This is a genomic window from Mesorhizobium sp. M0207, assembly GCF_040321995.1.
GTDB lineage: Bacteria > Pseudomonadota > Alphaproteobacteria > Rhizobiales > Rhizobiaceae > Mesorhizobium.
The window spans coordinates 48,459-72,377 of record NZ_JAMYSQ010000026.1; the positions used below are offsets into that span (position 1 = coordinate 48,459).

Below are 23,919 nucleotides of genomic sequence, written 5' to 3' on the forward strand. Positions count from 1 at the left end.
AAGCTTCGACAATCTCAGCTTTCCCGGTTCGGACCGGATGGACAACCTACTGAAAGCTCACAACTAGCTACCAATGCGATCAGCTTTCGGGCTATCGGGCGCATCCAGGGAGGATGGGTATGTTCTTGGCTAACGGGCTCAAGCTGCGGGACCGCGGGTGCACGCTGGCACTGATGTTGGCGATCATATGTGTATGTGCGCCTGCACTGGCGGCAGACGCGTCGGATCAGGCGTGCCGGTCCATCGCCAAGCTCAAAATTCCAAGCGTGATCTTTACCGAGGCTAGCCTTCAAAAGCCGCAGGGGATCCCCGCAGATCCCTTCACTGCATTCACCGGCGCCTCGCCTCAGGCGGTAAAAGTGGGCGGGCACTGCCTTGTCCGAGGTGTTATCGGGAAACGCCAGGGGGTCGATGGTCAATCATATGGCACCCGGTTTGAGGTGCGTCTTCCGACGACCTGGAACGACATGTTCCTTTTCCAGGGCGGCGGCGCAGTTGATGGCTTCCTGGCGCCGGCCGTCGGGACCATTCCTTGCCGGAACTCGACCGCGGCTCCCGGGCTCTTGCGCGGCTACGCTGTTGTAAGCATGGATGGCGGGCACCCAAGCCCCGATCCGGCTTTCGGGGTCGATCAAGCCGCACGCATTGATTTTGCGTACGCCTCCATTGGCAAAGTCACTTCGGTCTCGAAGCAGGTGATTGCCAAGTTCTATGGGGCGGCTCCGAAAAAGTCGGTGTTCATGGGATGCTCGAATGGCGGTCGTGAGGCGTTGATAGCGGCTCAGCGATATCCGCTCGAGTTCGACGGCATTGTTGCAGGTAGCCCGGGTTTTCGTCTCAGTGCCGCCAACATTGCCGAAGCCTGGGATACTCGCCAGTACATGAGCATCGCTCCCAAGGATGAGGCCGGCCATCCCATTCTATCCCGCGCCTTCTCCCAGCAGGATCTGAACATCGTCGCCAAGGCGGTTCTCGCTGCCTGTGATGCCCGCGATGGCATTGAGGATGGCGTCATCAACGCCTGGCAGCAGTGCCGGTTCGACCCAAAGGTCCTGTCCTGCCAAGGCGATAAGACGGACAGCTGCCTCACGGCTGGTCAAGTGCAGGCCATGAGCCGCGCGTTCGCGGGTCCGGAAAGCTCCGATGGCGAAAAGCTTTACAGCGATTGGCCATATGATACGGGCGTTGCGGGCGCGGACTGGAGAATGTGGAAGCTGGGCAATTCCCCCACTTCCCAGTCGGATGCAAATAACATCGTTCTGGGAGCCCGCTCGCTTCAATACTACTTCATGACGCCCCCGGCGCCGAATTTTGACCCCCTGAAGTTCGACTTCGACAAGGATCCGGCACGCGTTGCGGATACGGCCAAGCTCAATGATGCGACCGGCACGTATCTCGCCAGCTTCGCTGCCCACGGTGGAAAGCTGCTCTTGTTTCAGGGACTTTCCGATCCGGTCTTCTCAGCCAACGATCTGGTGCGCTGGTACAAGCAAGTCGTCGAGGTCACAAGCGGCGGCGATTTGGAAGCGACTCGCCGTTTCGTGCGCATGTTCATAATCCCGGGGATGACCCACTGCGGCGATGGCCAAGCCTTCGACGACTTTGATCCTTTGGCCGCCATCGAGGGCTGGATAAACCAAGACAAGGCTCCGGATTCTCTCGCGGCTGGCAGCAAGGCATTCCCCGGCAAGCACCAGCCGATCTGCGCTTATCCCACTCAAGCTGCCTATGGCGGTAAGGGAAATCCCGATGAGATCGCGAGCTATTCGTGTCGGGGATAAGAGACCTCGTCATTTGTTCGCTTCAATCTGCGCGCATTCCCGGAACAGGTCTCCCGGACCAAGGATCGGTTGGAAAAGCTAAACCCGGAATTTGTGGGCCGTGCCATAACGCAGTTGATGATCATGCCTGACTACGAAGCGTCGGCCGCCGATAGTCTGGACACAGCGCTCGCTGTGCTCGATGAGGTAATTGTTATCGCCTGAGATCTGACCGCCTCATCCCAGCGGACAAAACGGGGGCATCAGAGCCCGGACGCCCTTGGTGAGATTTACGCGGAAACGATCGCGCCGGCGCTGATAATTTCGCGTCATCTCCGCGGAGGCATGGCCGAGCTGTTTTTGCACATAGCGTTCGTCGACCTCGGCCGACGAGGCAAGGCCGGCGCGCAGTGAGTGGCCGGCGAATTTCTTGGCCCGTTCGCCCTCCGACAGATCGCCGCGCACGCCGGCGGCGAGCGCCGTGCGCTTGACCAGGCGTGCGACCTCCTGGTCGTTCAAGCGATCGGCACCGACGGCTCTGCCTTGACCAGCAACGCGCCGGAACAGAGGTCCGTGCGCAATGCGCGCCAGTCTTAGCCAGGTCTGCAGAGCGACCACAGGGCAGGTGGCGTCGGAGGAGCCGCGGCCGATTTCGACCTCGCGCCAGCCGGTTTTGCCGCGCAATGTGACAAGCAGACCCTTATCGGCAAAAATCTCGACCCAGCCGCGTCCGTCCTCGGTCTGATCCCTGCCGACGTCGAGGCCGACGATTTCGGATCGGCGAAGGCCGCCCGCGAAACCCAAAAGCAGCATGGCGCGGTCGCGCAGACCACGCAGCGTGCCGCGGTCGAGGGTCTCGAGCATGGCGATCAGACCCTCGGGCAGGATCGCTTCCTTCTGCCGGGGAGGGGAGGCGTGGGTGTTGCGAACGCCAGCCATCACCGTGGCGATATGCCGGTCCTTGCGGTCCAGCGGCTGGCCGCGCTGGGCAAAATTCCAGGAGAGCGACGAAAGCCGGCGCTCGATGGTTGAAACGGTGTTGGGCTTTTTGTCGCCAGTGACCGTACCTAACGCGCAGGCGGCGATGTAGAGCCCGACGACCTGAGGATCGGGCGGGAACATCTCGATGCCTTGGCGCCGGCACCAGCTCGAAAAATGCTTCCAGTCGGCTGCGTAGGCGCGGCGCGTGTTGGCCGAACTCGCCGCCTCGATATAATCGCGCGCGCGGCCGGCGAGCGCCTCAAGATGCGGATGCGCAGGCAGGCTGGGATTGGCAATGGCTGGAAGGGGAGGGGACGAGGCTAGGTCGGCATCGCCCATCTGCATGACGATATCGACGATGTCGGGCAAAGCCGCGGCGCTTTGTGTGTGAAGCTTGTCCGAAATTCGTAGCATATTTCGGACATCTTGACCGTCACTTCGTCCGAAATCGGACCACAGATTTCGGACAAAGCCCGGCATCAACCCGCCAATATCTCGATCTGCCGTCGCCGCTGCAAACGTCGCCTGTGAGAGGCGAGCCGCCTCTAAACTGGTCGTATATCCCGATTAATAATAAGAATGTAGTCAACTTCCATATTTTAGAGGGCACGCATGCTGCCACTCAACCGGCCTGATCACCACACAAAGTGAGGAAGAACCTGGTTAGGTGCAAAGCGACAATTGCCTCGACAGCGGGTCCCGGAAGGTTTATGCTGCCCAATCTTACCGCAATCCGAAATGGCGATTGAGTACCTTCACGAGTGAAGGGATTCCCGCGGTCTTAGAGATGAGTTGTCGAATGGCGCGAAGTCGCACAGAATCGCGAAGTCGCAGAGAATCGTGTGTTTGATACCGATCAGGATCGCGAGCTATTTCAGGCGCGGAGAGGTCTTGCGCCCGATGCACGAGTTGCTCCCGGTCCAACGGAAGTGAATGGGGTGGAACTGCTTTGTCGACCAAATTGTTGACGGAACGTCCGGCGCCCATTGTTGCTACATGTCTGGATTCTTGGGGCGTTTTGGATGATGCAATCCACCATCTCACTCCAAAGGGCAGTGGAATCTGGAACAATGTCGCTTTTGTACGCAGGACATCCTTCGCGCCCGATTGGCATATTGTCTTTAACTCTGCTTCTATTTTTGGGCTCCCTGTTGATATCGAGGCGAGTCCAAACAGGACAATTTTTGCAATCGGCGAACCGCCGACGAAAGCTCATCGCGCATTTCATGAAGGGCAGGGGAAAAATACCATCGTCCTGACGTCTGACGCAGAGCTGGCTGCTCGGCAGAATGCAGAGCGCCGATTCGTTTTGTCTCCACCTATCACTCGGTCTTGGTCTGTAACAAAGACATATGACCAACTTCTGGTCAGCGAAGTCGTGGACAAGCCGCTTCGGCTCTCATGGATTACCAGTAACATCGCCCTGCTTAAAGGGCATCGATATCGGCTGGCGTTTCTGGAACGGCTGAGAGAGGAGCTCGATTTTGACCTGTTCGGCCGAGGTTTTCGGCTGATTGGAGATAAATGGGACGCACTCGCACCGTACCGTTACAGTATAGCTTTCGAGAATACTCGTGCTGATTACTATTTTACAGAGAAGCTTATGGACTGCTTCGTTGCTGAAACAATGCCGATCTATTACGGCAGCCCGGCAATCACGAGGTTCTTCCCTTCCGACTCAATGGTTCTGATTGACCCAGAGGACAAGAACGTAATCCAAAAAATTCAAGAAATCATCGACTCGGACCTCTGGAAGGAGCGTCGCGGCGCAATACAAGAGGCGAAGCGGTTGGTTCTTGAGAAATACAATACGTTTGCTTATCTCGCGGGCTTCATCGAAAGCGTTCACGATAAACCCTTACCGCCGGAAGTTATACACATCGGTTCGCCTGCGGTCGATTTTGGGACAGACGAATGAAGTACTCCAACGCTCGCTTCGCGTGCCCGGCGGTTGGTGGTCTGGCGAGATCGGTACGGAGCGCTCGGCGGAGAATGCCTACCTGCGCAGACGGGCCGGCACGGGCGCACGAGGTCATGCGCCCCCGGCTGCCGCTGATCAGACGAACTGGGGAAGGCCAGGAACGGAATTGAGGACCTCGTCCACGAGTTCGTCGCCGGCATGTTCCTTGGCGAAGGCGATCGTCTCGTTGGCGATGGCGGCGATCTTTAGAATGCTGAGACCCTCACTCATCAATTGCTGGCCGAGCCCCATGAGGCCGCCTCCGCCCTCTGGGTCGTTGCCATGATACTTCGCCACTAATTCCGAAGCTCCGGGAATGGCCGCGATCATGCGCGCAACGGGACCGTCGGCCGCGTGGCGTTGCAGGAAACCCAGCATTAACCCAACGGCCTTCTCTGCGAGAGCCGGGCCGATGCCGGCACCAGTGGCGATGCGCGATAAGAATTCTTCCATGGCAGGGTTCGTCTCTCTTTAATGAGGTTTACACGGGGCCGGTCCGGCGCCCAAAGCGCCCTTGGCCGAACCACAATTGAACTCCACAAAAATAGGCCGGCGGAAGTGCTATTGCAACTGCGCGTAAAACCGCCTCTGTCAACGCAAGCTGCGTCGGACGTGCGTATTTCGCAAAAACGGGACAGTCGTTCCGCTAAATCGCGGACAGCAGTTTCACTAATTCGCGGACAGCAGGATGGGGTCGGCGCTCGGTTGCCTGGTTGAAGTCATTTGCGATTGATTTCGCCGTTTTCGGCGCCGGTCAAGGGCGACGGTGTTTTTTGCTTTCTCATGCTGTCGCCTTCGAGGGTGATGCGATGGGCGTTGTGGATGATCCGATCGAGAATGGCGTCGGCTATTGTCGGCTCCGCGAATGCTTCATGATGCACCTTTCCTTGATCGCCTGGTCCGTTGCAGTCGGCGTTGAAGTTGATCGATCTGGTCGCTGGAAAGGTTTCCGCTTGGCCGCGGGCGTCACCATTTCTTTCCCACAAGATCCTTCAACGCGGCATTGTCGAGCATGGCGTCGGCCAGAAGCCGCTTCAGCCGCGTGTTCTCGTCCTCCAGAGCCTTCAGTCGCCGAGCCTCGCAGACATCCATCCCGCCGAAGCGGGCCTTCCAGTTGTAAATCGAGGCGTCGCTGACCCCGTGCTTGCGGCACAGATCGGCAACCGATACCCCGGCCTCATGTTCCTTCAAAATTCCGATGATCTGCTCTTCAGAGAAGCGGCTACGTTTCATGTCCTGGTCCTCTCGATGGGCCAGAACGAACTTCAAACCGGATTAGATAAGAGGGGCAAGGTCAAGGTCGATGACTCAACTGTTGTGTGGGGAGAGCTCTTACTTCTCATTCGCTCCAAATGCGGACGCGGCGCACGAGCTCGGAAGTTGAGATCCCGTAGCGATCGTGAAGCGTCGGCAGCGCGCCAGCGTCGAGGAACTCGTCGGGCAGGGCGATCTGGCGAAAGACTGGGGTCACTCTCTCGCGCATCAGCAGCGCGGCAACGCCTTCGCCAAGGCCACCAATGATGGTGTGGTTCTCCGCCGCCACCACCAGCCGTCCCGAACGGCGCGCGGCAGCGAGTATCGCCTCCGTATCCAGAGGTTTGATCGTCGGAACGTGCAGAACGGCGCAGCCGATCCTGTCGGCTTCAAGCGCCTTCGCGGCCTCCAGCGCGCGCATGGTCATCAGGCCGCTGGAAATGAACAATACGTCCGCGCCCTCGCGCAGCATTCGCGCCTTGCCGATTTCAAATGTATAGTCGTCTTCGTCGAGCACGACAGGAACCTTACCGCGCGAAAGCCGCATGTAGACCGGCCCGTTGTAGTCCGCGATCGCCTCCGTGGCCTGTTCGATGTCGAGCGCGTCGCAAGGGTCGATGATCGTCAGGTTCGGCATCCCGCGGAAGATCGCGATGTCCTCCGTCGCCTGGTGGCTGGGGCCGTAGCCGGTCGTCAGCCCCGGTAAGGCGCAGACGATCTTCACATTGAGTTTCTCCTCGGCGATCGCCATGCAGATGAAATCGTAGGCACGTCGCGATGCGAAGACGGCGTAGGTGGTGGCGAAGGGCGTAAAACCCTCCCGCGCCAAGCCGGCGGCGGCGCTCATCAGCACCTGCTCCGCCATGCCCATCTGATAGAAGCGGTCCGGATGCTCCTGTGCGAAGACATGGAGATCGGTGTATTTCGCGAGGTCCGCCGTCAGGCCAACTATCCCGGGCCGCTGGTGCGCCAGTCTGGCCAGTGTGTGCCCGAACGGCGCATTGCGTGTCGGTACGCCATCGGGCGCGATCGACGCGATCATCGCCGATGTGGTCTTGCGCTCACCGGCATTGGCGGCGTGGCGCGGCGCGAACTTTGACAACCTCAACGCGGACGTCCCTTTTCCAAAGCTTCGAGCGCTAACGTCCATTCGTGCGGTTCGACGCGGATGAAATGCGTGATGTCGCGGGTTTCCAGGAATGGCACACCCTTGGCCATGCGCGTATCGCAAACGATCACACGCGGACGAGGTTCCTTCAGGCCGCGCGCCATGTCGAAGGCCTTGCGGACCGCCTCGATGTCGTTGCCGTCGACGCGCTGCGCATGCCAGCCGAACGCCTCGAACTTGTCGGTCACCGGTTCGGAGGAGAGCATGGCCGTCGACGGACCATCGGCCTGCTGATTGTTGAAGTCGACAATGGCAATGAGATTGTCGAGCTTGTGGTGGGCGGCCGACATCGCGGCTTCCCAGGTCGAGCCCTCACCGAGCTCGCCGTCGGACAAAAGATTGTAGGCGAAACTGTCGCTTCGCTTGCGCGTCAGCCCCATGCACATGCCAACGGCAATGCCAAGGCCGTGACCGAGCGAGCCGCCGGTGATCTCCATGCCGGGCGTGTATGGCGCCATGCCGGACATCGGCATACGGCTTTCATCGCTGCCATAGGTTTCGAGCTCTTCCTCCGGCAGCACGCCCGCTTCGATCAGAGCCGCGTAGAGCGCGATCGCATAGTGTCCGATCGACAGCAGGAAGCGGTCGCGTCCCTCCCACAACGTGTCCTCCGGCCGGTAACGAAGCGCATGGAAATAGGCGACGGCAAGCACGTCGGCGACACCCAGCGCCTGTCCGACATAACCTTGGCCCTGGACTTGACCCATCCGCACGGCGTGTCGGCGGATACGATAGGCTCGTTCGGCCAGGCTGACATTGCTGCCAGCGCGAGGCATCTCAAGCTCCGTTGTCCACTCAGCCATGGATTAGCATCCCACCGTTGACATCGATCACGGCGCCGGTGATGTAGCTGGCCAGATCGGAAGCCAGGAAGAGATAGGCGCCGGCTACGTCGCGCGCCTCGCCCAGCCGGCTGAGCGGGATTCCCTTGATGATGTCGGCGCGCATGGCGTTGGTCAGTTTGCCGCCGGTGATGTCGGTCTGGATCAGGCCCGGTGTGATGCAGTTGACGCGGATGCCTTCGGGACCGAATTCGCGCGCCATGGCCTTGGCAAGCCCCAGAACACCCGCCTTGGCAGCCGAATAGTGCGGGCCACCGAAGATGCCGCCGCCGCGCTGGGCCGAAACTGACGACATGCAGATGATCGAGCCGCCGCCATTTTCGCGCATGTTCGGGATGAATGCCTGGCTGAGATGGAGCACGCCGCGTAGGTTGACATCGAGGATGCGGTCCCAGTCAGCCGCGCTGATCTCCAGCGTCTTGACCGGCTGCGTGACGCCCGCATTATTGCAGAGCACATCGATCCTGCCCAAGGTTTCTGTCACTTGCGCCGCCGCCCTCTTGCAGGCGTCGAGGTCCGCGACGTTGCACGCAAGGCCGAAATGGTCGGGTCCAAGCGACGCAGCGGCGTCACGCGCTTGCCCGTCATCGAGGTCGAGTATTGCAACGCGAGCCCCGTGCTGTACCATCAGCGCTGCCGTGGAGCGGCCAATTCCCCGGGGGCCCGCGGCCCCCGAAATCACCACGGCCTTGCCCTTCAGCAACAAGTCGAACTCTCCTGCTATTTCTGTTTGCCGGCGATCTAAAGTCGGTAGAACCGGGCGGCGTTGTCATGGAACAGCGCGAGCCGCTCCTCGTGCGGGTGGGCGATCGTAATTTCCTTGAAGGCGTTCAAAATGGCGTCGAAGCTCGAGAACAGCTTGTCGACGGGGAAGTTGGTCGCGAACATCGAGCGGCCGACGCCGAAGGCTGCGATCGCCTCCTCGACATAAGGACGGATCGAGAACGTGGTCCAAGTCCAGTCGCCCATGCCGAGGCCCGAGATCCAGGCGACGTTCGGCGCTTGCGCTAACTGGTGCATGCCTTTTTTCCAGGCGCCAAAATGCTCGGCGCCGTCGACCTGCATGCCGGTGTGATTGAGAATGATCTGCACGTCGGGAAAGTCGCGCGCCAGTTCGAGGAACTCGCTCATCTGCGGATAGTAGAGCTGCGGGTCGAAGCTCAGCCCGCGCTTCGCCAGCTCCCGGAAGCCGCGCCGCCATTCGGGCGTACGACTGACCTCCGGCCGCGCCAGATAGGTCTTGGCGGGGTCGGGATGATAATTCATCGGTCTGCCGCATGCCGCGGAAGTTCGGATATTCCATGTGGCGGTCGAAGAGGTCGCCGACGTCGGGTTGGGACAGGTCGGCATAGCCGACGATGCCATGCGGAAAGCCTCGCTTGTTGGCGATCCCTGCAGCCAGCGCGTTTCCCCAACCGGATCGCCGGGATCGAGAAGCAGCACTTCGGCTCCGGTGGAAAGGGCACGAGCGATCTGGACGATCTGGCCTTCGTGGAGGGACAATTTGCGTGCCGGCATTATCGATGATCGCTTCGCCGATCGCTGGGTCGATCAGCTGGAGCGCTCCGAGCGCAGTTTCGCGCGTGCGGCGACGGCTGATCTGCGACCAGCCCGACCTCGCATGCACAATGCCGATGTTTTCCGCGACCGGACAGCTCGGGCAACAGCGCCAGCTCCTGATGCACCACCGCGATGATCGGGCTGTTGTGGTCGGCCTTCGACGAGGCGAAGCCAATCTCGGCGGCTTCGCGTGAGGTCAGCCCTGTGACGATGCGGATGAGAGTGCTTTTGCCGGCGCCGTTGCCGCCCAGGAGCGCGTGGATTTCGTCGGCCCGAACCTGAAAACTCACACCCCGCAGGACACGGGTTGCGTCATAACTCTTCTCGATATTGGCAGCTTCGATCAGGGGCTTCCTGGTCAATACCTGTCCAACTCCCGGCACGTTGCCGGCGCTACCCAAGCTTTGGGTTGAACTCGGCTCCATCCTGTATCTCCTTCCGGGACCACTGTGCGACCGATTGACATTCGGCTCAATTTTCGTTTCTTAACATTCTGTGTAGCTGAGCTTAACTGACGAGGACGAGGTCAGACATCAAGTTCAATTCGATGACGCATTTCGAGGCAGTCGCGCGGCTCGGCGGCGTGGCAAAGGCCGCTCAGGAATTGCAGGTGACACCTTCGGCGGTTAGCCAGCAGCTGCGGCTGCTCGAACACCAACTCGGGGTGCGGCTTTTTCAGCGCGAAAAGCGCCATCTCTCGCTCACGATCGACGGTGAGCGGCTCTTCCAGACCACGACCCAGGCTTTCGAATCCATACGCGAGGTGCGTAATGCCATTGTGCGGCAGCGCGAAAGCTTCCAGCTTAGCCTGCGCGTCAGTCCTTCCTTCGGCGAGAAATGGCTGGCGCCGCGGTTGGCCGAGTTCAGCAAAGGCTATCCGAGCTGGAATTTGCGCGTCGACGCCACGCCCAATTTTTCGGATTTCGAAACGGAGGTCATCGATCTCGATCTTCGTTATGGCGACGGCGGCTGGGCCGGCCTTTATTCGGATTGCGTCGTCAACGATCTGATCCTGCCGATGTGCTCGCCTTCCTATCTTGCCGAACTGCGCGCGATCTCACCGGATCCGCGCGAGCAGCTTCGCCATGCGCGGTTGATCGACAGTGTGAAGGCCTATTTCCGGTGGGATTATTGGCTGCCGTGCAACGGTATCCAGGGCGCCCGCATGACGTATCCCTATCGTTTCGACCGTTCGTCAATGTCGGTTCAACTGGCGAAGGACGGTGCAGGTGTGGTCCTGGAAAGCACATCCATCGCATTCGAGGACCTGGTGTCGGGTTCTCTGGTTCCGGTCTCGATAGAGTTCGAGGTCATCGAGTTTCCGGGATACTGGCTGGTCTGTCCTTCGCGGCATATGAACCGGCGCGCGGTTCGCCTGTTTTCCGACTGGGTGTCACGCGTGGGTAAGCGCGACACCGATCTGGCTCGCCGGTTTCTGGCGGATAAGCAACTGCGCATATCGTTCGAACGACGGCCTCATTTCGGGGCACGGGATGACAAAGCGGCGCCAATGGCGTGAACAGTTCGGCGTTCAAGACATGGCAAGACGAAGATTGACAGCACGTTGCGGTTGAGGAGCTGGCAAAACGCAGGCTGTGTGCAAGCGAATGGGTTGGCCCCGCTTTTCATTTTCCGCGGAGCCTGTGCCTGTGGCTGCCCGCGCCACAAGGCGTTGGTGCACAAATGTGGCATTAGGCACAATCAGCTCTTTGATGCCGCCTGCTATGTCGGCCTTGCCGGGCAGCGAACGGACTCCGGGCGTGCGCACGCCGTCATGCGGTTGAGAACCGCGCAGCCGATGGCGACCTCGGTCTGCTGAGCCGAAAAGGAGCGGGCTCGCAGGCGACGTCCGATCAGCCCCTTGTAGCGCCCGACGGCGGTGTCGATCAGGGCGCGCTTGCCATAGCCGGTGGACGCCTGCCAATCCAGCCTTCCATCATTGGCGATCGCCGTGATGTGACCGTCCCTTTGACCGGGTGGTCCGGTGTCATCACTCTCCACGGCCGTTGAACGTGGCGGGATGACTATCCTTGCGGTGACTGTGTTGCAGCACCGCGCAGTAGCTGGGACCGCCATCATATGCTCCGTCGGCCGTGAATTGGTCGATCTCTGCGTCGATCCGGTCGAGCAGCGGCTTCACCTGCGAGGGATCGTCGCCGTCCTGGTCGGTCAGACAATGGGCGATGATCTCGCCGCTGTCGGCATTGAGAACCAAATGCAGCTTGCGCCAGGTCCGGCGTGATCTGGCACCGTGCTTGTCTTCCAGCCATTGGCCGGCGCCGTAGACTTTCATCCGGTGCTCTTCGGCGACGCCATCCGCGGTGCATCCGGCATGCCCGCGGGGCAGAGGTCGAAAGAATTGTCACAATCTGAAGCGCTGGTTTTGATGTGCATCGCCTATTTCCAGCCGATCACCCGTGGCGAGCTCTCCAGCTTCTTCGGCAAGGAGGTGTCGCGCGACCTGATCGGCGTGCTGCGCGCGCAGGAGCTGATCGCCTCGGGACCGCGTTCGCCGCAGCCCGGCGCGCCCTACAGCTATGTCACGACGAAAACCTTCCTGTCGCAGTTCGGGCTCGACACGCTGCGCCAGTTGCCGGATTTCGAGGCGCTCGAGGATGCGGGCCTGCTGTCGAAGGAGAAGCTGCTGGCCGGCGATATTCCAGCCGGGCTGGCAAGCGGCGAGGACGATGTCGTTAGGGATCCGTGAAGGAAGCGTCGTCGCGTTGCGGTCCCAGGTTCCAGTCGATAACTCAGGACCAGGACGACTGGTCGTGCGGCAGCCGCTGATCGGGATCGTGAACCGCGACCTGATCGCCGTCGACAAGGTTGGCCGGAAAGATCACCAGGTGGTGTCGCCGGCGTGGCGCAGCGACGGAAACAGGATGCCGCGAAGCCCTGCGATGGTAACCAGATCCGCAAGCTTCCATGATGGGGGAACCTTCTTGTCGATGCGAGCGATCTGGCGCCAGGCACAATCCCAGTCCTTCCAGGCGCCGTCCCAGATGTCCGGGTCGAAGCCCTGCGAAAGGTCCTCGGCGAGCGTGATCTTGTAAGCCGCAAGGTTCGCCGCGGGGTGATGCCGGCACCCTGCTTGTATTCATCGAGCGCCGTCTAGGTCGAACGGGACAGATAGAGCGCCTCCCGCCGTCGATCGCCGCGCGTGCGCCGCTGGTGGGCTGGAAGGCCCATTTGGGTGTCAGATAGCGATGGAAGATTTCGTCTGGGGCAATGCGAGTGATCTTCACCCGCGCGCCCCGTTCTCTGAGATCCCGGATCAAGGCCAGAGCCGCCTCGACCTGGCCGTCTGCGACGAGCTCGGCCGCCGTGCGATGGCCATAGTCGGCAATCGGTTCATTGCGATACCAGTAGATCGCCCTGTTGACGTCGCCGGCGAGCTCTTTCGCGGCCGCAATCGCTGATCATCTCGCGCATCCGGCCCTGCAGGCGCTGAGATGCGGGGTTTCGAAGCGTGTTGCGATGAACTCCCGCCAGCTGCGCAGGGTTGGCCGTCTTCACGCCAAGGGCCTGCGACAGGCGCTTCGGCGAGATACAAGGTGCGCGGCAGTCGGGGTTTCGACGCAGGCTGGGGAACCGCCTTGGTGAAGCGCTAGATGCCACCGAAGCCGCGGGCGTGCTCGAGGGCGGCTGTTCCACTGATCTTCGAGAGTCTTCACGCGTTGCCACCCTGCTTCAACTGGCACAAATCGGCCCGATGTAAAGACGGCTCGGGTGAGGTATCTTGACATTAGCTCGTGTACGAAATTATTGAATTCATGCTAGAAGATAGTGGGGTATACATGCAGAATCTTGGGGACATTATCTGACATTGATCACAGTTTTCGGCCGACCAGGCGCTGGCAAAACGACGCTGGGCAACGAGTTGGCGATCCGGCTCGGCTTCACACATATGGCACTAGGCGCCATGCTGCGGGACGCTGACGTCCTCAAGCAGATTGGGATCGAGCCCGAGGAGATGGAGCGCGCGAGGGCGAGCGGGCGCACTGTTACCAACCGCGGGCTCTACCCATGGCTGGATGCGCAGATTCGGGGGACCGATAGGATTGTTGTCGACGGCTACCCACGTGCAAGGAATTCGATGACGTCGTTTGATCGTCTCGTACGCTCCTTGCCGGCGTCTCGTACTGTGAGCGCAATCGTTCTGCATTGCTCAGTAGATGTTAGCCATCCGCGCCTCCAAAGCAGAGGGAGGGCAGACGACGACGAACGCATTCCACTTCGAGACCGCGAGTTCGAATTGGTGCAACGTCCACTGCTGAACCTGCTGCCGAACCGGGTGCGGCGGCTGGACCTCGACGCCTCGCGGCCGACTATTGAGCTTTTCACTGAGGTCCGGCGCGCGCTGGGCCTTAATTCGACGACCTCGACCGCCTAGATGGCCAAGATACCGAGGAGGGGCCCGGCCTCAGTCGAGACGTCGCGTGTGATTGAGATGATGCTCATGTCGCCTGAGCACGAGCAGGTCAAGACCGGCCTGCAACGCGCCTGCGAGATCCTCGAAGGCGGTCAGGCCTTTTTAGATTACACCTTCCTGAACTCTAGTCTGCCTGCATCTCGTTTCGACCGAGATCCGCGTTCGGCGTTGGTCCTACAAGCTGGTCGCCCTGCTCAAGGATCATCGATACCTCTCGCAGCTCGAGAACGCGCTCCTTGGCTTCGAAGCAGATCCGGAGAACCGCGGCTGGGCGTCTGCCGCATATTCCGGTTTGGCGGATGAAATCCGTAAATCGCAGTTAACTGCCCGCCTCACCGACTACAAGGGGACCTCGCTCGAACTGGCAGCCAAGCTCTACGCAAGGGGCGAACCGGCAAGAGACGACCTCAATCTCGCGGGTTGGGAGCGCGAGCCGCTAGCTCGCAAGTGGCTTTGCCTTCTCTGCGGCTACGCTCGCGATAATCCGCGGACCATTGACCAGCGCTTCGCAGACCTAGACCTCGTCCGCAACTCCGTAGGAGACGACGACGTGGAAGTGGTGGAGTATAGCATTTGGGCAGAGCACCGGCACCCGGACGGCTCGTTCCGCTACCTATTACGGCGCCCTGACGAGCTGCTCGCCTTCCCCAACGTGCGACGCTGGCTGTATCGACTCCTCACGAAGGACGAGGACACAGCGCTCAGCAACCTCGATCTCCTTACCGAAAGGATGGTCCCCTCAAATGAGACGTCCGAGGTGGCGCGTGAGGGCCTTGCGCTAGGTCTGGCTGACCTCCACCTCCTCGAGCGGCGGGTCCAGACATTCGACTGGTTCGGAGGTGAACCCAGTCCCAGGGTGCGTCTTGCCCTGGTAGACCATCTGGCGCTCCTGGCCAGCAAGTACCAGGACAGTACGGCGCGCGACGTGCTGATCGCGGAATACACTCGATACGGCCCGCGGAGCCTGGTCGGTGCCAAGATCTTGTCGGTCGCCAGGCCGGAGTGGGGATTGGCAAGGATCCAACTTACCGCCCAAAACCTGTCACTCGTGTCGTCTGGCCCGGACCTCTTCCAATCCAGCTCGCAGCAGTTCATCATCGTCAACGTCGAGAAAATGGAGTTAAACATGGGTACCCACATAACACAATCCGGAACAGGCAATTCGATGGCTGGTGTTGCCGGCGGTGACATTGTCGAATCCACGATAAGCGCGCTCCACCGCCAGGCTGATGCAAACTTCAAGGAGTTGACGCCACTGATTGAGACATTCGTGCGGGCACTTGCCTCGAGCAAGGTCGCGGAGAATGAAAAGGCATCAGCCGTCAGGGCGATCGAGGACGTGGCGAAGGCCACGGGCGAAGAGAAGAAGAACCGGCTCCAAACGCTGATGGCCGTAGTGCGCGGCATGCTGAGCCTGCCCGGGATGGCAGCTGACGCCGTGGAGGGCGGCGAAAAACTCGTTCACGCCATTCAGCACGCTGTTGGCGGATGACAGACCCCCTTCGAATCTACCTCTCGGGTAGCATCAAGAAGGGCGCGGCCGACACGCGCTCGAGCGACCACTTCTGGACGAGGGAAGACGAGGAGTTTATTCGCCAGAACGCCGGCCGGCCAGTCGAGCTTCTCAATCCTTCCAAAACTGACATACGCCGCCAGGATTTCGCGATAAATTTCGGTTGCGACCTGCATCTTGTCTCGATCAGTGATGTTGTGCTGGTCGATGCCAGACGGGAGAAGGGGATTGGTGTAGGCGCCGAGATGATGTTCGCGGTCCAACATGGAATTCCGGTGATCACCTGGTCGCCACCTGACATGCACTACCGAAGGCTTAAGGTTGCTGGCCTGTTCGGTGAGGATCTTCACGATTGGACTCATCCCTTCGTTTTCGGTCTATCCGACCACGTCGTCGACGACTTGGGCTCGGCCATGGCCATCATTAGGTCGGGGGTGCTTGAACATGCTAAACCCCGCCGTGAACAGGTGGATACTCTGATAAAGCGTTACCGTGACAGTATAGGCCATCCTGAACACATCATCCGCGAGCGATTCGTTGATATCGGCGGAGGGGTTTTTCATGACGTGCTCGGCGGCGGGGACGAGTACGAGGTCATCGCCGGCGCGACCCGTCACCGGTTCATGGACTTCCTTTACCTACCTACTCGAACCGACGAGTTACCACGCGAGGCGATGTTTGCGGTCAACCGGTGGCGCGAGCGCCGGCTGGCAGATAGGCCACTGCAATATAATTCGTGCGTACGACGTCTAGCGGCGGCGGCGGTTCGCGCGCTGCCGGTAAGTAGACGAGTTCTGGAAATAGGCTGCGGCAAGTTTCCGCTCCTCGATGACGTCGAGTGCCGGTCATGGGTTGGGCTGGAGACGGATCCCGAGGCTGTTATTCATCTGCAGGCCCGCGGCCTCCGTGTCGCCGCTTCAGCCGGCGAAGTATTTTCGGAGGACCTGCAGGTCGACATGGTCGTTGCACTGTTCAGCATGCAGTTCGCCATAGAGGCTGAGGAACTGGCGTTATTCGGCCGACTACCGCCAGAAGCCGTCATAATATTCAATCTGCCGACTCGGGACCTGTCGCTGGTCCAAAGTAGACTCATGCGGCTAAGGCACCTTGGACTTGAGACAAATTGGCTCGATCTGCAGGCTACTGGCAGCCGGGACGGTATCATCCTAGCCGGCCGCCCTACGGCTGGCGAGCGCCTGGTCCTCGTCCGTGAGGCGGTGCTGGAGCAGGTGATCGCGCAATGGCCGTCAGGCGCGCAGAACTTTGCGTGGTCGGAACCAGAACAAGCTATCGCGCCTCGCAGAAAAATGCGATAGTCACTACATGGCATACGTTGGCGGCAAGGGGAACTGTTTCACGCGCGTGATTGGCGCCATGCCGATCCATAGCGTTTATATCGAGACGCACCTCGGCGGGGGCGCAGTCATGCGCGCCAAGCGAGCGGCACCCCGCCAGATTGGGATCGATGCCGACGAGCGGGTGATAGCGTGTTGGCGCGAGCGTGGTGCCCCATGTGAACTGGTTCATGGCGATGCCATCGCCTTCTTGAAGGAGTTCCAGTTCACCGGGAGTGAGCTGGTCTACGCGGACCCGCCCTATCCCGCCGAGGCGCGCAGCGGGAGCTATCGATACCGGCACGACTACCGGGAGGAGGACCACGCCGAGTTGCTGGAAGTGCTCGCCAGCCTTAGCTGCCACGTGCTTATTTCCGGGCAGCCATCCAAGCTCTACAATGAAAAGCTTGTCGCGTGGAGGTGCATGGAGTTCGGCTCGGGTGGACGACGCGGCGGACGGCGCGAGCTGCTCTGGGCAAACTTCTCCGAACCATTGACCCTGCACGAACCCGCAAAAGCTGGAGTGACCTTTCGCGATCGTGAGCGCGTCAAGCGGCGCCTATCCACTATCCAACGCAAGGTCGAGCGGATGGGAGTCGCCGAGCGCACTTTATTTGTCGAGTGGCTGGCCGCCACGTACCCCAGGCAGGTCAAGCGCTGGGAGAACGAGGTCGCATGATCGGCGCATCCGCCCATCTCGACGTGCTGACACGTGCGGGATTTCTGCACGGCGGTCTCCCTGTAGATGGCATGATCACACCCGGCACGCACCTCCGATCCGACCCACGCGCCGGCCGGTACGCGTTTCTCTTCGACAGAAAGCGCTTTCCATTTGCTGTCGAGGGCGTCTTTAAGACCGAAGGCGCACCGGTTATGATCTTCGTGGATGGCGGCGTCGGTCCCTTCGATGAGCAGGCGGCTATTGGCTGGCATCGTGTTGCGTGGAACGTTGGGCTGGCACCCCTTCTGTGGATCAGCCTACCGGGCCGAGTCGTAATCCTCAATAACTATCGAAAGCCCTCAGGTCGCCTCGCTGACGTCGTCGTCGCAGAGTTCAGGACAGAAACGCCATCGGGGATATCCGAGTTAGTCACCTGCTGCGGCCGGCTCGCCTTCGATACGGGGGCATTCTGGTCGTCCGACCTCGCTCGTCGCATCGACCGCCAGCAGAGGGTGGACGCGATGCTTCTGCGCGAGCTAATTGCCGTCGAGCGTAAGCTGCTACGCGCTGGTCTTGAGCCGTTACTCGCTCAAAAACTGATCGGCCGCACCATCTTCTCGCAATACCTAGTTGATCGGGGCCTCTTCCAAGTCAAAGAACTTAGTAGCCTGTTCGGGCACGAAAACTTGAGCGAGACGCTCCGTGATCCCGAGGCAGCGGCTGGCCTCTTTGACTGGTTGCGCGCCACATTTAATGGAGACCTGTTTCCGCCCGACGTCGAGAACGAGCGCGCTCAACTGCGTGCGGAGCATCTCACCACGCTCGCAGATTTCCTGGACGGTCACGAGGCCGCCACTGGTCAGCTTAGCGCTTTCCCCTTCCGCTTCGACTACATTCCTGTCGAGTTGATCTCGTCGATCTACGAACAATTTGCTCACTCGATCGCGGGTAGCTCCGCGATCACCCAAGGGTTGCATTACACTCCGGTTAATCTTGTTGATCTAACCCTTGACAATGTTATGGCTGATCTTCCGGGCACGGCAAAGGTCCTTGACCCGGCATGCGGTTCGGGCGTCTTTCTCGTAGAAGCCATGCGACGACTGGTCTGGCTGCGCACGCGCGAGGAACCTAATTCGCGTCGGCTCGTGCGTGACGTCCTGCACAACCAGATTTTCGGAGTGGACATTAACGCGGGCGCGTTACAGGTGGCCGCTTTTAGCCTCTACCTGGCGGCTCTGGAGCTTGATCCCGACCTGCAAGAGGAGGATCTCAGCTGGCTGAAGTTTGACCACCTTATCGGTCGCAACCTGATCAACGCGAGCTTCTTTGAGGTGAAAGGCCTGGGGGAACACCATTTCGACGTCGTAGTCGGAAACCCACCGTGGACATATGGCGGTGCGGCCGCAGCAAGAGAACGCCCAGGACAATCATCCTTCGTGCAGCCGCGTCGCTCACCCGACTGGAGCTTCCTATGGCACGCCCGCCAAATCGCGGCGCCCGGTGCCCGGATGGCGCTTCTCATGAAGGCGACCCCGTTCTTCAGCAAGGAACGCCTCGCTGTTGAGGCGCGCCGACTGCTGCTGTCCAGTTTCGGCGACGTCACTCTAATCAACCTGTCCCACCTGAGGGGCGAGGGTCTCTTCCCGGCCTTGGCGGCGACGACCGATGGCCCAAGGAAGGGTAATGCAGGTCCCGCTCTCCTTTTCCGAGGCACGTCCAAACCGGCGTCGAACAATGAGACCATCACCACAGCCAATGTGCCGTGGACGCCCAACTTCCGCCGCCACGGGGTACTCGGCTTGTCGATAGACGACTTCTGCCAGCATCGGGCCGCGGCCGTAGCGGCAGACCCCGTGCTTTTCAAAGCGGCGGTCTTCTGCAACGATCGAGAATACGAGGTTATGGAGTGGTTCCAGACTACTCCGCGACTTACCCGTCTAGGTCAGTGGACGGCCGCGAATGGCATTGGGATGGAGCAGGGCCTTCAGATTGGCGGTGGTGACGAGGGCAACACAAGCACGCTGGTTGGCTTACCATTCTTGGACGCAGGGGCTTACAGGCCGATTAAGTTGGCGCCGAGCGCCCCCCTTTTCACCCTCAAGCAGGCTCATCGACCAAGAGAACGCCGAATCTATCGAGCGCCTCTTGTAATCTGCCCGGAGGCGGCGTTTGCTCGCGCGATACAGAAGGGGCGATACTCTGCCGCGGTCGCGCACAATGACTTGGTCTACACGGACTCCTTCGTAGGGATCTCCTTTGCCGGCCGCGACCGATTACTAGCCGAAGCCTTGGCGCTGATCTTAAACTCTAAAGTAACCGCGTTTCTTCTGACCTTCGGGGGATCAAATATCGGTTTGAAGCAGCCGAAGATCGAGAAAATCGACCTTGAGACGCTCGCAATACCAAATCTTTCTGGCCTGCCTCGTGATCAACTTCACAGAATGGGCGCGATTTTCAGGTCGCTGACTGGAAGACACAACGACCCGATGCTCGACGCCGCCGATGAAGCTGTGATGGACGCCTATGGGCTTTACAGCCACGATCGACGAGTCGTCGACGGAACGCTGGCCCGCAGCCGACCAGTCCTCCTCGACTCCCGGGAGGAACGCCAGATTGAGGCGAGCGAGGTGTCGCTACATCTGCTTCAAGAATATGGCAGCGAAATTGCCCACTGGCTTGACACAGCTCTGCGCGAGACCAGTTCAGCGAGGACCGTAGTAAGCCGAGGGGTCCGTGTCTCGCGTGACGTCGTTGCGCTCAGATTGGTGCTGGAAAGTGGCCCTGTCCGGCCGCTCGGGCACTTCACCATAGCCGAGCCAGATCTTTTTGAGGTGCAGCTCTTTGGCGAGGGGCTTGCCGGCCCTGCCACACGGCGGTGCAGGACTGGCCGAAGTATGAGGGTATATGCGGACGACGCCATCTACATCGTTAAGCCCAACGAGCGGCGGCACTGGACTATCTCCGACGCGCAGAGCGACTTGCGAAAAATACTAAACGACCTCGGTTCATATCAAGTCCAGTGGGGGCCGACTCCTATCACCCTGTGGACAAGAAAGAAAAACTCGAAGGATAACCTCGTCCTCCACTGATGCCCGGCCAATTCGTCCACCGCGCGACGCAGAGTTGATCACAGGTGCGATTTTGAGGCGGCTAGGAGATAAGTCGGTGTCGACGCGCGTCGTCGCACTGGCCGTGAAACTTGCCGCTATTTCTCGGCTGGCGCGGCTGGCTGGACGATGACACCGCTACCCCGCGAGCCACAGCCAGTGTATCAAGGCTCATTTTTGGCGCCTCAGGAGTCTGTATGACCGCGCTTGTCGTCTTCGATACTTGCACAAGATCGCAATACTACGCAGACGTGCATCAACTCCTGGCGCTGCCGTCGGGCACGATCCTGCGCTACGACTATCAGGAGAAGTATTTCAGCCCCGAGGCCTTCGCATATTTGCGTGAGCTGACAGAGACCGACTGCCCCGTCGACGTCATCCTGTTCTATGGACAGTTCAATGACTATGCGAAGGGGGCCGCCGACCCCAAAGGAAGGCTCCTCGACCCCGCCAACTCCGTTCTTATCCCGACGCGCTATGCCAGACTGCGCAATGTCGCCGTGGAAGAGCGCATTGGCGGCGATGGTGGGTCACGCACCATCGTCTATTTCCATATGGAGCTTTCCGGTTTTCCAGACCCGGATTCCCCAGCCATTCGGCCGCTGCTGGACATGCTGGCGGATAAGAAGGAGTTGCCCTTCGAGAAATGGGTCGCCCTGGCGCCGGAGGGGGCCGATCTCTCGGCTTTCCGCCGGGACGGCGTGGAGCTCTGGGGCAAGGTGGTCGACCGACTAGCGGATGCGCCGTCGCAGTTTCATGGGGACGTGTTCTGGCGCATCGACCATCTGGAAAAGGAAACCTATTTGGGGCGGAAAACCATCCTGCCACAGCCCCGTGCTAGCAATCGGTTCGGCCAGCAGGACTACGCCTCCGACTATCACCTTGATCCGTTGTCCAGCTATCGGGTGACGCTGTCGAGCTTCGTTCCTGCGGTCGAAGGCAAGGACCTTCCGGACGGCGCGGTGGTAACGATCAAGCCGGATGACGCCGAGCATCTGGCGATCCCCGAACCGAAACAGGAATTCCGGCGCAACGCCTCAAGCCAGTTCAAGATCGGCGTCAAGTCGGTGGCGGATATCGCACCGCGCTATATCAAACTCTCAGTCAAAACCGAGGTTCCTGACCACACGTCGCCCTACACGCCGGGCTCCCTTGCTGAAATCAGCCTGGTGACGTCCATTGGAGGATATCGCGTGGCAGGCCTTCTGGGTCTCGCAGTCCCTGGCGTGGTGCTCGGTATCTGGGCAGCGGCCTTATTCAGGGCTGGCAACATCCCATGGGGCATGCTGGTGGGCGCAGTGGGCGTGTTGCTGGTGTTTTTCAGCGTCGCTCTGTTCTCGGGCCGGATCAAGCTGCCGGGGGGCGGCAAGGATTAGGTCGCCATCCTCGACAGTGGGATCGCGGACACGCGGCGCAGGTCGGAATTGGCGATGCGCTGCCGCCTGCGCCATTCCGCAAGCGCGTCAGCGATTGGGATGGAGCGGACGGGAGGGGGCACATCGATACCGGCGTTCGTGCGCAGCGCATCGGTGCAGGCGTCCGAGACGGAGCCGAAATAGTGGGCCACACAATTGGCGGCCGTGGCGCGGAACGGGATTCCAATCAGCTTACAGGTTTGGCGAAAAACCCGGATCGCAACTGCCGGGTCAGTGTCGTGGCCGGCGAAGTCCCTGATACGGACCGTGTTGTCCGCCCGGATCACGTCGATGGCGCGCTGAAATACTGTGTCGGAGAAGAGTTGGGTTGGAAAGTGCAGCGACGCCCTTGCGCCACGGACCCGTGTGAACAGCGCTCGCTTGCCGCCCCCGGCCCGGTCGGCGATATTGAGCCGGTCGTATTGCGTCGCGTTGCCGCCCCATCCGCCGGTGGTCGTCATGCCGAGAACTGGCTGGCCGAAGGTTCCTTCGAGATGGTCAATGATCTCGGGGGAAAAGCAGAGCGAAGCGATCAGCTTGCCCATCCCGTGTGCTGTGTAGGGCGGGACGAGCATGCACACGCCGACATTGTAGATCGACTTCAGCGCCTTGTTGCGCAAATCGATCGCAGCTTGGTTCTTGCGGCGTTGCCCGTCGACGGTCTCAACAAGCTCGGGCCAGCCGAGGTAAGCATCGCGAGCGCCGCCGAAATACATCGGCGACTTGAGGAGGATCGCCCCCATCAGACGTCTGGGCTCCGGCGTGGCGTCGAAGACGAGAACTTTGGTGTTGCGAAAGTTTCTGGTGTCGGCGGACATCGACTGTCCCCAGACGACATAGTCGAAGAGCTGCGCGTCAGCGCTGTTCGTACAGACGACGATTTCTGGCAGTACGTCGGCGAGATTAACGTCGAATGGATTAAAGAAGCCTTGGGGAAGTTCGGCTTCGAGCTGCGTCAGGAGCGCCTTTTGGCCGTTCAAACGGTGAGCCATCGCCGCTTCGCGCAGTTCGGCCGAACCTGATGACGCGACGACTGGATCCCAGACAAATACCTTGAGACCGCCCACCGAGATCAGTGCGACATCGTCGCGGCCGAAGGCTTTGAGGTCGGACGCGAGGGCGTTTACAAAAGCTGCAACTGCCGAGACGTCGCTTGACTTGCCCTGCTCGTCGACGACGATGCTTCGATACACTGAATAACCCCTCGCTTTGTCAGATCAACGAAAGTGATCGCACCCGAGGGATGATTGTATGCGACTGGCCGTGAATAGAGAATGGGGTTCGAGACAATCCATGCGAATGTCTTTGAGGTCACGCCGTCTGCGGCAACATAGGGAGCGTGTCCTTCATGTTCAATCTCGTCCCGCTCCTCATGGGAGAGCGCGCCAGTTTCAATCAATGTGTCGAAATCAATGGGACCGATGCAGTCCTTGAGGTGACATTCGCCAACGATCAATCCCGACCCTGAACGGATAAGCGCGAGCCGCCCGCGAATCCTGGTCGACGTGCCGCGGAGTTCCCAGGTCTTGCGCCCCATGAGGATCTGCGAGATCCACGGTTCTCGAATCATCAGGCCCCGATCCGGAAGCGCAGGGTCGGCCTGACGTCTGTGCCGTCCGTCTAATTGCAGTGAGTCGCCGGTCCGTTTCATAGCTCTAGTATGGCATTGTTTCTTGGCGAGACCAACGGGTTAGAGTGGGCATCCGGGCCGAACTCAACCTTCTCCGACGACACTGATGGGCCGAGCGCAGCTCGTCATGGGCACGAATCTGCGATCGGAATGTCGGCTTTGCACAGTCGGAGATCTGAAGGTACGAGTCTCTTTCAGCCCCGTTCCAGCCATTGCTAATACCCGCCGGAACTGCGGAATGGGCAGGACTATTGACGTCGAAAACACACAACGCCCTTCTCATGTTCGCTTTTTGTGCTTCG

Annotated in this window: 17 protein-coding genes and 6 pseudogenes; 10 read left to right on the forward strand and 13 right to left on the reverse strand. The window is 60.2% G+C overall.

Features of this window, described 5'->3' with window-relative positions; all coding sequences use genetic code 11:
- The first annotated feature begins 119 nt into the window (after positions 1 to 119).
- Entirely contained in the window at positions 120 to 1,781 is a 1,662-nt protein-coding gene (locus NKJ15_RS26705; protein ID WP_352818678.1) for a tannase/feruloyl esterase family alpha/beta hydrolase, read from the forward strand.
- Between the two features lie 216 nt (positions 1,782 to 1,997).
- On the opposite strand, the gene NKJ15_RS26710 is transcribed toward NKJ15_RS26705, so the two are convergent.
- Complete coding sequence (locus tag NKJ15_RS26710; RefSeq protein WP_352818681.1) at positions 1,998 to 3,155, reverse strand: site-specific integrase; 1,158 nt, start codon at positions 3,153 to 3,155, stop codon at positions 1,998 to 2,000.
- A 535-nt stretch (positions 3,156 to 3,690) separates the two neighbouring features.
- Here NKJ15_RS26710 and NKJ15_RS26715 point away from each other — a divergent pair.
- Complete coding sequence (locus NKJ15_RS26715; protein ID WP_352453731.1) at positions 3,691 to 4,659, forward strand: glycosyltransferase family 10 domain-containing protein; 969 nt, start codon at positions 3,691 to 3,693, stop codon at positions 4,657 to 4,659.
- A 138-nt stretch (positions 4,660 to 4,797) separates the two neighbouring features.
- Here NKJ15_RS26715 and NKJ15_RS26720 read toward each other — a convergent pair whose 3' ends face one another.
- The 8 genes and pseudogenes from NKJ15_RS26720 to NKJ15_RS26755 form a co-directional block, all read right to left on the reverse strand.
- Positions 4,798 to 5,154: a hypothetical protein gene (locus NKJ15_RS26720; protein ID WP_352453730.1), complete on the reverse strand. Its 357-nt coding sequence runs from the start codon at positions 5,152 to 5,154 to the stop codon at positions 4,798 to 4,800.
- A 266-nt stretch (positions 5,155 to 5,420) separates the two neighbouring features.
- A pseudogene (locus NKJ15_RS26725) lies at positions 5,421 to 5,576 on the reverse strand (ATP-binding protein); the annotation flags it as partial.
- A 71-nt stretch (positions 5,577 to 5,647) separates the two neighbouring features.
- Positions 5,648 to 5,934: pseudogene (locus NKJ15_RS26730) on the reverse strand (transposase); the annotation flags it as partial.
- Positions 5,935 to 6,040: 106 nt separating this feature from the next.
- A complete protein-coding gene (locus NKJ15_RS26735; RefSeq protein WP_502895560.1) occupies positions 6,041 to 7,063 on the reverse strand; it encodes a transketolase family protein in 1,023 nt (340 codons plus the stop codon).
- On the reverse strand, positions 7,060 to 7,899 hold the full coding sequence (locus tag NKJ15_RS26740) for a transketolase (protein ID WP_352469358.1): 840 nt from the start codon (positions 7,897 to 7,899) through the stop codon (positions 7,060 to 7,062). Before NKJ15_RS26740 ends, NKJ15_RS26735 begins: the two co-directional genes overlap by 4 nt.
- Positions 7,900 to 7,918: 19 nt before the next feature.
- Entirely contained in the window at positions 7,919 to 8,671 is a 753-nt protein-coding gene (locus tag NKJ15_RS26745; RefSeq protein ID WP_352469357.1) for an SDR family NAD(P)-dependent oxidoreductase, read from the reverse strand.
- A 35-nt stretch (positions 8,672 to 8,706) separates the two neighbouring features.
- Positions 8,707 to 9,396 (reverse strand): annotated as a pseudogene (locus NKJ15_RS26750) (amidohydrolase family protein); the annotation flags it as partial.
- 86 nt (positions 9,397 to 9,482) lie between these two features.
- A complete protein-coding gene (locus NKJ15_RS26755) occupies positions 9,483 to 9,950 on the reverse strand; it encodes an ATP-binding cassette domain-containing protein (RefSeq protein WP_352469356.1) in 468 nt (155 codons plus the stop codon).
- A gap of 122 nt (positions 9,951 to 10,072) precedes the next feature.
- Here NKJ15_RS26755 and NKJ15_RS26760 point away from each other — a divergent pair, with 122 nt between their 5' ends.
- Complete coding sequence (locus NKJ15_RS26760) at positions 10,073 to 11,044, forward strand: LysR substrate-binding domain-containing protein (RefSeq protein WP_352457357.1); 972 nt, start codon at positions 10,073 to 10,075, stop codon at positions 11,042 to 11,044.
- A gap of 203 nt (positions 11,045 to 11,247) precedes the next feature.
- Here the strand turns inward: NKJ15_RS26760 and NKJ15_RS26765 are convergent.
- Positions 11,248 to 11,818, reverse strand: a pseudogene (locus NKJ15_RS26765) (IS5 family transposase); the annotation flags it as partial.
- 9 nt (positions 11,819 to 11,827) lie between these two features.
- Here NKJ15_RS26765 and scpB point away from each other — a divergent pair.
- A pseudogene (gene scpB, locus NKJ15_RS26770) lies at positions 11,828 to 12,232 on the forward strand (SMC-Scp complex subunit ScpB); the annotation flags it as partial.
- A 534-nt stretch (positions 12,233 to 12,766) separates the two neighbouring features.
- On the opposite strand, the pseudogene NKJ15_RS26775 reads toward scpB, so the two are convergent.
- Positions 12,767 to 13,086: pseudogene (locus NKJ15_RS26775) on the reverse strand (hypothetical protein); the annotation flags it as partial.
- A gap of 265 nt (positions 13,087 to 13,351) precedes the next feature.
- On the opposite strand from NKJ15_RS26775, the gene NKJ15_RS26780 reads away from it, so the two are divergent.
- The 6 genes from NKJ15_RS26780 to NKJ15_RS26805 all read left to right on the forward strand — a co-directional run bounded on the left by NKJ15_RS26780 (position 13,352) and on the right by NKJ15_RS26805 (position 21,948).
- Positions 13,352 to 13,918 (forward strand): ATP-binding protein, encoded by a 567-nt coding sequence (locus NKJ15_RS26780; protein WP_352818685.1) that lies wholly within the window; start codon positions 13,352 to 13,354, stop codon positions 13,916 to 13,918.
- Positions 13,919 to 14,249: 331 nt separating this feature from the next.
- Positions 14,250 to 15,449 carry a hypothetical protein gene (locus NKJ15_RS26785; RefSeq protein WP_352818688.1) on the forward strand — a complete coding sequence of 400 codons (1,200 nt, stop codon included), beginning with the start codon at positions 14,250 to 14,252 and terminating at the stop codon, positions 15,447 to 15,449.
- The gene (locus NKJ15_RS26790) at positions 15,446 to 16,786 is read left to right on the forward strand and encodes a class I SAM-dependent methyltransferase (protein WP_352818691.1); all 1,341 of its coding nucleotides are present in this window, start codon (positions 15,446 to 15,448) and stop codon (positions 16,784 to 16,786) included. Before NKJ15_RS26785 ends, NKJ15_RS26790 begins: the two co-directional genes overlap by 4 nt.
- Before the next feature lie 7 nt (positions 16,787 to 16,793).
- Entirely contained in the window at positions 16,794 to 17,483 is a 690-nt protein-coding gene (locus NKJ15_RS26795; RefSeq protein ID WP_352818694.1) for a DNA adenine methylase, read from the forward strand.
- Entirely contained in the window at positions 17,480 to 20,554 is a 3,075-nt protein-coding gene (locus tag NKJ15_RS26800) for an HsdM family class I SAM-dependent methyltransferase (protein ID WP_352818697.1), read from the forward strand. The genes NKJ15_RS26795 and NKJ15_RS26800 overlap by 4 nt, the downstream gene beginning before the upstream one ends.
- 215 nt (positions 20,555 to 20,769) lie before the next feature.
- The gene (locus NKJ15_RS26805; RefSeq protein ID WP_352818698.1) at positions 20,770 to 21,948 is read left to right on the forward strand and encodes a hypothetical protein; all 1,179 of its coding nucleotides are present in this window, start codon (positions 20,770 to 20,772) and stop codon (positions 21,946 to 21,948) included.
- Here the strand turns inward: NKJ15_RS26805 and NKJ15_RS26810 are convergent.
- Together NKJ15_RS26810 and NKJ15_RS26815 are read right to left on the reverse strand one after the other, a co-directional pair.
- Complete coding sequence (locus NKJ15_RS26810) at positions 21,945 to 23,180, reverse strand: Druantia anti-phage system protein DruA (protein WP_352818700.1); 1,236 nt, start codon at positions 23,178 to 23,180, stop codon at positions 21,945 to 21,947. The genes NKJ15_RS26805 and NKJ15_RS26810 overlap by 4 nt on opposite strands.
- Positions 23,111 to 23,638 carry an ASCH domain-containing protein gene (locus NKJ15_RS26815; protein WP_352818702.1) on the reverse strand — a complete coding sequence of 176 codons (528 nt, stop codon included), beginning with the start codon at positions 23,636 to 23,638 and terminating at the stop codon, positions 23,111 to 23,113. Before NKJ15_RS26815 ends, NKJ15_RS26810 begins: the two co-directional genes overlap by 70 nt.
- Between the last annotated feature and the right edge of the window lie 281 nt (positions 23,639 to 23,919).